The sequence below is a fragment of the Roseiconus lacunae genome (assembly GCF_008312935.1).
Taxonomy (GTDB): Bacteria; Planctomycetota; Planctomycetia; order Pirellulales; family Pirellulaceae; genus Stieleria; species Stieleria lacunae.
In genome coordinates, this window is the sequence record NZ_VSZO01000012.1 from 54,785 (window position 1) to 65,247 (window position 10,463).

Annotated in this window: 7 protein-coding genes; all 7 read left to right on the forward strand. The window is 57.3% G+C overall.

Translation table 11 applies throughout. From position 1 onward, the window contains the following. Nucleotides 1-20: 20 nt before the first annotated feature. The 7 genes from trmD (at nucleotide 21) to FYC48_RS16565 (ending at nucleotide 10,444) form a co-directional block, all read left to right on the forward strand. Nucleotides 21-710, forward strand: a complete 690-nt coding sequence (trmD, locus tag FYC48_RS16535; RefSeq protein ID WP_149497844.1) for a tRNA (guanosine(37)-N1)-methyltransferase TrmD — start codon at nucleotides 21-23, stop codon at nucleotides 708-710. A gap of 53 nt (nucleotides 711-763) precedes the next feature. Further along, a complete protein-coding gene (rplS, locus tag FYC48_RS16540; RefSeq protein ID WP_149497845.1) occupies nucleotides 764-1,117 on the forward strand; it encodes a 50S ribosomal protein L19 in 354 nt (117 codons plus the stop codon). A gap of 243 nt (nucleotides 1,118-1,360) precedes the next feature. Continuing rightward, nucleotides 1,361-1,852 carry a YraN family protein gene (locus tag FYC48_RS16545; protein WP_235034290.1) on the forward strand — a complete coding sequence of 164 codons (492 nt, stop codon included), beginning with the start codon at nucleotides 1,361-1,363 and terminating at the stop codon, nucleotides 1,850-1,852. A 137-nt stretch (nucleotides 1,853-1,989) separates the two neighbouring features. Then, nucleotides 1,990-4,056, forward strand: a complete 2,067-nt coding sequence (locus FYC48_RS16550; protein ID WP_315853779.1) for an arylsulfatase — start codon at nucleotides 1,990-1,992, stop codon at nucleotides 4,054-4,056. A gap of 294 nt (nucleotides 4,057-4,350) precedes the next feature. Beyond that, nucleotides 4,351-4,881, forward strand: coding sequence for an RNA polymerase sigma factor (locus tag FYC48_RS16555; protein ID WP_149497847.1), 531 nt, complete (start codon nucleotides 4,351-4,353; stop codon nucleotides 4,879-4,881). 48 nt (nucleotides 4,882-4,929) lie between these two features. Continuing rightward, entirely contained in the window at nucleotides 4,930-9,141 is a 4,212-nt protein-coding gene (locus FYC48_RS16560) for a hypothetical protein (RefSeq protein ID WP_149497848.1), read from the forward strand. Nucleotides 9,142-9,430: 289 nt separating this feature from the next. Continuing rightward, nucleotides 9,431-10,444, forward strand: coding sequence for an AAA family ATPase (locus tag FYC48_RS16565; protein ID WP_149498190.1), 1,014 nt, complete (start codon nucleotides 9,431-9,433; stop codon nucleotides 10,442-10,444). Nucleotides 10,445-10,463: the final 19 nt, after the last annotated feature.

The following is a 10,463-nucleotide window of genomic DNA, read 5'->3' on the forward strand; positions in this document are numbered from 1 at the left end:
CGTTGAAAGAGGTTTGATCGATGCGATTTGACATCGTCACCCTGTTCCCGGCGATCTTCGACGGCTACCTGACACAGAGTCTGCTGGAAAAGGCGATCCAAAAACAGATCGTCCAAATCCACCGCCATGACCTCCGTGACTGGGCCGCCGACACGCCTCACCGAAAGGTCGACGATCGACCGTTCGGAGGTGGCCCCGGGATGCTGCTGCAAGTTGACGTCACCGTCCCCTGCGTCGAAGACGTCCAACGCATGGCGGATAAGCCGGCTCGAAAGATCCTGCTGACGCCCCAAGGCAAGCGGTTCGATCAACGGATGGCCGAAGACTTCGCCACCGACGAACGACTGATGTTGCTTTGCGGTCGCTATGAAGGTTTCGACCAACGGGTCATCGACATCCTCGAACCCGAGGAAGTCAGCATCGGTGACTTTGTCCTCAACGGAGGCGAAGTCGCCGCGATGACAATCATCGACGGCGTCGTCCGGCTGCTGCCAGGCGTCCTCGGCGATGAAAATAGCAATATCGACGATTCGTTCAGCCGCGGAAACCGCCTGCTCGAATTTCCACAATACACCCGACCCAGAGATTACCGAGGACACCACGTCCCCGAGGTCTTGCTTAGCGGTAACCACGAAGCGATCGCCAAGTGGAGAAGTGAGCAGAGCCAAATCCGCACGCAACAGCGACGCTCGGATCTCCTGAGCGACTGAGTCAACCAATAGTTCATCAAACCAATCACCTGATTTAGTAAGGGCTTTCAGCGATGAGCCAAGCGATTCTTGAAAAAGTCGAACAGACCGCGATGAAGGAGAATCCGCCTCAGTTTGAAATCGGCGACACCGTCGATGTTCACCTGCGGATTCTCGAAGGTAACAAAGAGCGTATCCAGGTTTTCACCGGAGTCGTTATCGCGATCAGTGGAAGCGGCTCGAAGGAGATGTTCACCGTCCGACGCATCGTGGCCGGCGAAGGTGTGGAACGGAAGTTCCCAATCCACAGCCCACGAATCGAAAAGGTCGATGTCAAACGCAGCAGCGTCGTCCGCCGTGCCAAGCTCTACTTCCTTCGGGAACGAGTCGGTAAGGCAGTTCGCCTGAAAGAACGCCGCCGCACCTAGAGCTCCGGCCTTAGCGGAAGCCGCCGACGCGGTTGTTGATTCAATCAGCCGCAATCGCGATAGCGTGCGGTTCGTCGGCGCAAACCCTGGCGAATGCCCGTGGGCTGATGTGTCGCCCGCAAACATTTGGTCTCGACATAGCACGAGGCCTTCGGTTGGTTCAGAACTGCGGCGAGCATGGTCGCCTTTTGTTCCGCAAGAGCAGCGATTGAATACGCGGCTTTCACGGCGTCAATGGCGACTATGAATGAATCGACGAGTGACGCGACTCTGAATTCAATCCGACGTTGGCTTCATCGCCAAGTCGAACATTACTTCGACTGGCGTTATGGCAAGGTCGATGCCAAGGGACCGATTGGGCATCGCGGCGAGCAGGCGGCCGCTCGACTGCTTCGCCAAAAGGGCTTGCTGATCGTCGCAGCGAACGAATCTGACCGGGCTGGCGAAATTGACTTGATCGCTGCCGATCGCAAATCCCGGTCGATCATTTTTGTCGAAGTCAAGACACTTCAGACGACCAAGCCGGGTCACCCGGCCGAACGTGTCGACGAAAACAAGCAGCGGCGTATTACACATGCCGCACTACGTTTTCTTAAACGTCGCCAGCTGCTCGGCACGCCTTGCCGATTCGATGTCATCGCGATTTGGTGGCCTGACCCTGACGGCCCCCCGGATCGCATCGAGCACTACGAAGCCGCCTTTGAAGCGGTCGGCGAAAACCAGCTCTGGGCTTAAAGACGCGTTGGCATCTGCGCGGGGAACCGCTCTCGACACCCGGTCTTTGAGCTACAATCGGTAACACTCGGCGGCAACCGTTTGTGCTCTCGTCGCCGCGCCTCCTGTCTTCTGCTTTCCCGTCAACGGACCTCCCCATGACCCCGTCGCGCCGTCTTTTGAAGTTCACCACCGTGATGGTGATCTTGCTCGCCAGCCAACTGATTCGACCACACCGCGTTGGAGCGGAAACAGATGCCGGGTCGAGCGATCGGCCCAACGTTATCTTTATCTTGCTCGACGACATGGGTTGGGGCGACTTTGGCGTTCTGCATCAAAACGGACTGAGCGATCACAAGCGGCATCGAACACCGATGCTCGATCAAATGGCTTCCGAAGGGATGCAGTTGCGTGCCCACTACTGTCCGGCGCCGGTCTGTGCACCCAGCCGATCGTCACTGCTCAGTGGTGTCCATCAAGGCCATACCGAAGTCCGTGACAACCAATTCGACAAGGCACTCGCCGACAACCACACGCTCGCGTCGGTCATGAAGGCCGCGGGGTATGAAACCTGGTTGGTCGGTAAGTACGGTCTGCAGGGTGGCGCCGAACGCAAAGGCGACGACACCGCGACGCCGGATCAGTGGGAGGCCTACCCCACTAAACGTGGTTTCGATCAGTTTTACGGCTATGTTCGGCACCGTGACGGACACGTGCATTACCCGGCAGACGAATGGAATCTCGGCGACAGTGAAAGCCATCGATCGCCCAAACAAGTTTGGTTCAACGATCAAGAAGTCAGCTCGGACCTATCGAAGTGCTACACGACCGACTTGTTCGCCGCCCGCAGCAAAGACTGGATCATCAATCACGCCAAGGGCAACAGCGACAAACCGTTCTTCCTGTACCTCGCCTTTGACACCCCACACGCGGCACTGCAACTTCCATCGGTCGAGTTTCCCAAAGGCTACGGCGTCGAAGGTGGTCTGCAGTGGACCGGCAAGCCAGGCGAAATGATCAACACCGCCAAAGGCACTATCGATAGCTATCGCCACCCGGAATACACCGGACAAGGCTGGTCGGATGCCGAAGAACGGTTTGCCACAATGGTCCGCCGAATCGACAACGCGGTCGGTGACTTGCTACAAACCCTGAAAGATCTTTCTATCGACGACAACACCATGGTCGTGATCAGTTGTGATAACGGCCCACACCACGAATCGTACTTGCAAACGCTCGATGGCAAACGAGTCAACTACACGCCGGAGTCGTTTCAGTCGTACGGACCATTTGACGGAACAAAACGAGATGTCTGGGAAGGCGGCATCCGCGTCGGCACACTTGCGTGGTGGCCTGGGAAAATCGCGTCTGGATCAAAGTCTGACCAACCTTCGCAGTTCCATGATTGGATGCCTACGTTCGCACGTGTCGCGGGGATCGCACCTCCGGCAAGAACCGATGGCGTCTCACTGTTACCCACACTGACCGGAAATGGTGTCCAACAACCCAGCCAGATCTACATCGAGTACTTCCAAGGCGGACGAACAACCAGCTACGGCGACTTCGAAAAACGCAAACGCAATCAACGCCGTCGTCAAATGCAAGTCGTGTTCGTCGATGGCTACAAAGGCGTTCGTGTCGACATTCAAGATCATCAGGATGCCTTCGCGATCTACGACTTGGCCAACGATCCCAAGGAATTGAAGAACCTCGCCGGTACGTCTGATGAATTCGATGCGATCGAAAAACGTATGCGTGATCGCGTTCTACAAATACGCCGAACCAACGCATCGGCGCCGCGACCTTACGACAACGAACCGATCCCGGCGAGTGAAACAAAAGCCATCGACGGGTGGCACTACTCGACGTTTGCCGGCAAGTTCCCCTTCGTCCCCGATGTGGACGACCTGGAGGCCGGCGATTTAGGAATCGTGGAAAAGATGGAAGTGAGTTCGGTCGATGGTGCGGTGAAGTTCGAAGGAGTGTTTCACGCCGACCAAACCGGCTGGTACGAGGCAACGCTTCGCTGCGACACCCCGACGTTTGCACGTATCCACGATGCGGCATTGATCGACGCCGACTTTGGATTTCAATCGGGAACGACCTACCAAACCAAAATCCGATTGGCCAAAGGCAATCATCCCGTCACAATCACGACGCTCGCCGAGGGCACTGCCAAGGTTGAGTTGAACTGGAAGTACGTCGGCAGCGGTGGCAAAGAATAACGGCTCGCCGAGGGGAGCAGAGTGTTTTTTGTTCTCAAAACGCAGTGCCGAAAGCCTTCGCGGCTTCCGCTACGATTGGTTCATATGTCCACAGTAGCGGAACGCGCCGAGCGTTTCGGCCGCCGGGTTGACGCCTCTAAACAGCGCGACCGAAAGCCCTCGCAATTTCCGCGAAGGCACGATCCCTCGTCAGACAGTGCGGATCACTTCCCAAAAAAATTTTTGGTACGTTCCTAAGAAACGGCCGGTGTCTCGTGTTAGCTCCCCAGACACACACGTTGAAGACGGACGACGATGACGGAAAGTGACGCTCACAATCAGCAGCACTGGGATCGCCAGGGCTGGGTCCGGGAGATGGTGCGGCAGCATCAATCGCCGCTGATTCGTTATGCGCGTTCGATCGTCAAAGATGAACATGCCGCTCGTGACATCGTCCAGGAAACCTTCTTGTCGCTGTGCAAACAAGCCCCCGGTGACCTCGCCGGACATGAAGTCGCTTGGCTGTTTCGTGTGTGTCACAACAACGCATTAAATCGCTTGCGAAAGGAGCGGCGGATGTCACACAACAGCGAACACATGGGCGCCCTCGAATCGCCTGAAAACGCGACAAAGGCGGTCGAAAATGCCCAGGATAACAAAGCCGTCGTGCGGTTAATCGATCAACTGCCTTCCAATCAACAAAAGGTCATCCGGCTACGTTTTCACAGCGGTTTGGCGTATCGCGAAATCAGCGAGGCGACTGGTTTGACGGTCAGCAATGTCGGCTATTTGTTGCACACCGCCTTGGGCAAGTTACGGCAACAAATGCAACAGTTGGATGCGTAAGCCAGTGGGAAATCGCAAACCGTTGGGCAATAGAACGAGTAACAAACGATGATCGAGAAAGACGATCCACGATTGACTGCTTATCTGCTGGGCGAGCTGGATGAAGCATCACACCGCGACATTCAACACGCCTTGGCCGATGATGCAAGCTTGCGTCAGTATGTCGAAGAATTGCGACAGACCATCGATGCGGTTACCTCCGCGGTCAACTTGAATCCAGGTTCGGACGTCCTCTCGGACGAACAACTCGCGGCCATCGACGCCGCCTCGGTGGAAGCCGCACAACTCTCCGAATCAGGTTTCTCCCCCGCGGTAACGTTGACCGACACAGGATCGCCGAAGCGTCGCACCGTCGTACGGCTGGCCGTCGCCGCATTGGCCTTGTATGCCGTTGGGGTTTCCTGGTTCGCATTTCGCGACATGCCTAGCGTGTCCGTCGCAGACCTACGAGAGATCAAGCCTCGCTCTGAGAACTCTGCGGACACTGCCGAGATTAAGGATGCGACCGTTGCCGATTCCCGACCGCTCGCATCGGGCGAAGCGATCCCCACCGAGTCGTCGGAGCTGGCCCCCATGATCGCCGATGCGATGACTGAACCCTCTGCGAATTCCTTGGTCGCTCCACTGGCGGCAGACTTATCCTCTGCGGATGTGATCGCGGCCGAATCGGACGGATTGGCAATCCGAGAGAAGCCACAGGGCGACGTCGCCCTTTCGATGCAAGGCATGTCGGGACCAGACGTTCCTGCGATGTCACGGTCAAACGTCAAGATGCGGCGTCAAATGACCGAACACAGCGATGCAACCATGCCTGTCCCGGCGATCGCAGAAACGGAATCAGCAGGCATCATGCTAAAGAGTGGTCGCGCCACAGGAGCCGGCGGCATGGGGGGCGCCACCGCAACCCCGGCGACCGAGTCTGCCCGCGTGCCGATGCCATCGACAACCGCTCCCGCGCCGATGACACTTCAGGCCGCGCCATCGACAACCGCGCCAACGATTTCCAGTGCGTTTCCCCAACGGGAAGCTACTTTGGCGGTGCCGCCGGTGGCTCCACCGCCGCCGAACACCCCGCCTACAGCTACTGACATCACCGCTGGGGACAACATTGACGACGTCCCCTTTGGGCCAACGCCCGATCCTAACCGAAGAGCCCGCAGTGCGTTCCGTGATTCACAGCCGCAAGTCGATCCGTTTGGTGGCGACCCATTCAGCGGAGAATCTTCTGGGGGCGACAACCCATTCGGAAACACCGCGTCGAACATTCCAGGGACGAGCCGTCTGGATTCGATCACCCCAGATTCTGAGATCACAGCGACAAACGCCCCGTTTGAACAAGACGGATCGGCAAAGACCTGGAAACCCGCGACGGCATCGACGAATCGGGCGAGGTTAAGTGTTGGACATCAAGATGATTTGTTGCTGGTCGCCCGCGACACCTACGTCAGAATCGACGGGTTCCGTGCTCGAGTGATGTTTGACTTGTATTTCTACAACGATCGAAACAGCCGGTTGGAAGGTCAGTTCATGCTGCGTTTACCCGAAGACGCATCACTGCATTACGTTGCCTTTGGGCCAACGAATTTACCCGCTCCTATCAAGACACCACGAACCAGTCGCAATCCCAAACCGGCCCAAGCGCTGTCGCCGGAAATCGATCCGGCGAATCAATTACTCACATCGCTTCGCGAACAGATTCAGGCGACGGGATCCGATCTCGCACGCAGGGCCATCAATCCCGATTACCAAGCCGATTCAAATTCGGTGTTTGCATCGGTCAAACCGGCGCGTGTGGTCCCCCGTCAAAAAGCGGCGTTAGCTTATGAGGAAACCGTTCGCCGCCGAGTCGACCCTGCGTTGGTGGAGTGGGCCGGGCAGGGCGTTTTCCAAACCAAGGTTTTTCCGCTTTTGCCATCGAAGCTTCATCGGATTGTCATCGGCTATGACGTCAGTTTGACCGACAGCGATGGCGAGCAAGAATTCAACCTTAAACTGCCCGAAAAGGATGCGGGCGGACGAGTCGAATTCGACATTTATGCCGCGCCCGGAGCGTCCGCAGAACTCTCCCCGCCGATGACCGCATTCATGTCTGGCGGACGGGCGTACTACCGTGACGACAATGGCGAACCACGCGACTACATCGTTCGGTTGAAAGGCTACCAATCGGCAATGCTTCGGCATCAGGATTCCAACCTTGGCACGAACTATTTCGCAATGCAGACCACGGCGAATCTTCCCGGTCACGCTGCGCCGATCAAAACCAGCCAGGCGATCGTGTTGCTCGACACGTCCTACAGTGATCGCCCCGCGGTCTTCGCCAAACGGGTCGCGCTAATGCAAGAAATCCTGCGGCAAAACAAAGACTCGGTCAAGCAATTCGCGGTCCTGACGTTTGGAGTGCACCAGACATGGTGGCAAGACAAGTTTGTTGCCAACGACGCCGAACAGCGAACCGCTTTACAGGACTTCGCCGAACAGCTTGTACTGGAAGGTGCGACAGACCTCGCCGGCGCAATCGCCGAAGCAGTCCAACCTCACTGGCTTGGCGGATCATCACTCGATGCAACCAACCTATTCCTACTAAGTGACGCGGTCGCGACCTGGGGTCGAATCGATGCCAGCTCCATCACCGAATCACTCGGCCAATCGGATTCGCCGATCTTTGGTTACGTGGTCGCTGGGGCCGCGCATGATCGTTCGATGCTACGTGAGATCGCCGATCAAAGCGGAGGTGCGATCTTTGAAGTTTCCGATCAAACGGACCAATCGTCACTCGCGACCGCGCACCGAAGTCGACCATGGCGGATTGAAAGAACGAACGCGGTCAATGCCGAGGAACTCCTCGTGCTGGGCGGCTCTGAATCGATCTATCCGGGTCAATCGTTGACCGTTGTCGGCCGTGGCGTCCCGCAAGGCCCGATCGAGATAACCTTTCGGAGAGGCGACGAAACCATCACACGAACGATCGCTCCCAAGTTGACGATCGACTCTTCGATGGCTGCTCGCTTGTATGGATCGATCGCGGTCGATCGGTTGGAAAGCATCGGTGGCGATACCGAAGCGATCACGGTCGCTTTCGCACGTTACTTTCGCGTGCCTGGTCAAACTTGCTCGATGGTGATGCTCGAAAACGAGCGAGATTACAAACGTTTCAACGTTAACGAATCCTTGCAAGAAGACGCCTTGGTCATCGCCAGCAACTCAATCGACTCGATCCTGCGGTCTCATCGAGACGCTGAACCGCTCGCTTCGCCGCGTGATCGATTTGTCACTTGGGTGGAATCGCTGCGGTCGGCATCGTTGGTCAACGTCCCAACCGCACTTCGGTTATCGATGGCTAGGCTTCCTGACGAAGCGTTTTCGATGCGTCCCCAACCGTTGGTCTGTCGTGGAATTCGTCGAGATCAATTCGCGGTCAACCATCTCGATGAACTACGCCAAGCTGACCCGAGTTTTTCGCAGCTACTCGCCACTGCCGATGATGTTCTCGTCGACCACGGTAGCGACGACGCGTTGAAGACTGCGAGTACGTTGATCGAGATCAAACCCAATGATCCCGAATCGATCCGCAGTGTCGCGTTTCGCGCGATCGCATGGAAACGTCCCGACCAAGCCGCGCCGCTGTTTTTCCGGCTTGCCAAAGCCAGGCCTTACCAACCGCAATGCCTATTGCTGCTGGCCAGATCGCTGGCCGACCAGGACCATCTCGAAGAAGCCCTCGTTTGCTACGAACTGGTTCTCAGAGGGAATTGGAATGACCGGTGGTCCGCGATCAAACGGATCGCCCAGGAAGAACTCAGTAGCGTTCTGTTGCGAATCAAACCGGACTCCGTGATGGCGGGCTATGCGAACGCAAGATCGCGACAACTCGGATTGGAATCAATCTCACCTTCGCCACTGGCAATCACGATGGACTGGAATACAGATCGAAGCGACGTCGATCTATGGGTAACCGAACCGAACGGTGATCGCTGTGACCATCGCCAAAATCAGACGCCCAGCGGGGGACGGATGTGGTTCAATATCACGCAAGGGTTGGGTCCGGAACTGTACACCCAGACGACCGCCCCGGCCGGAATATATCGGATCCGAGCGGATCTTCGCAGCCAGGACCGCAACCGTACCGAAGCCCCGTCGGAGGCATTGATCACGATCACCGAGACTCGCGTCGGAGACAATCCGCAACCGGGCCCACCCGCCGTCACTCGCCGGGTGATTTCGGCCGGTGATGAATTTCAGTTTGATCGGAAGGCACGGTAGCACGGCGTCTGCGCGAAAACCTGAATCCAAACCAACGCCGAAGCCGGCGAGGGATCATCGCCCCGGCGTTGACTGCCCGGGCGAGGGGGGATTGACCACGCTCGCCAGATCCTAATTTTTGGTTAAACTGTTTCGGTACATCCATGCCGGTCTGACAGGCTTAATCGAATCGCCTGCCGTGCTTCACGATGACCGCAACCCACCCAACGACCGAAACGACGTTCGCTATTGGTGCGGAATTAAAAACGCACACGCCAGCGAGATCGCTCGACTCACCGACCCCGCCTTTATGTCCCGCCAGCTAGACGTTCCCAGCGAAACCTTAAGCGATGACGATGTTGCCGCGATCGATGCCCTCCGTACAGCCTATGGCACACTGAAAGCAGAAATTGGCCGCGTCATCGTCGGCCAAATCGATGCCATCGAACAACTGGCGATCTGTTTTTTCGCCCGCCGTCATGCGTTGCTTGTCGGCGTCCCGGGACTCGCCAAGACGCTCTTGGTCAGCAAGTTTGCCGAAACGCTTTCGCTCTCGTTCAGCCGCATTCAGTTTACGCCGGACTTGATGCCGATGGACATCACCGGGACAGACATCCTGCAAGACAATTCGGAAGGTCGCCGCGAATTTCAGTTCGTTCGGGGTCCGGTCTTCGCCAACGTTGTTTTGGCCGATGAGATCAACCGCGCCCCACCGAAAACACAAGCGGCGCTACTCGAAGCGATGCAAGAAAGCAACGTGACGGTGTTGGGCAAAGAGTTTGCACTCCCGTCACCCTTCATGGTATTGGCGACGCAAAACCCGGTCGAACAAGAAGGCACGTATCCGCTTCCGGAAGCGCAGCTCGATCGCTTCATGGCGCTCATCGAACTCGGCTATCCCAGCGAAGCCGAAGAGATCGAGATCGCACGATTGACGACCGGTACGAGCCAACCGGTCCTCCAATCGTTGTTAGACATCTCACAAATCCTCGACCACCAAGACTTGGTCCGCCGCGTCCCGGTACCCGATCACCTGTACGAATTCGCCGCCAAACTGGTCCGGCAAACTCGTCCGACCGGCGGCACCGCACCGGACTGGTTGATCCCATTGGTCGGCTGGGGCGCGGGACCACGAGCGGTACAAAGTTTGATCCTAGGCGCGAAGAGCCGCGCCGCTTTGTATGGCAGTTACATGGTCCGACGTGAGGACATCGTCGCGGTCGCCCCGTCAGTGCTCGCGCATCGCTTGGTCCTGACCTTTGCCGCCCAAGCCGAACGCATATCGGCACGCGAGATTGTGACGCGATTGGTCGAATCGAACTAGCTATCCGCGATCGCTTGCC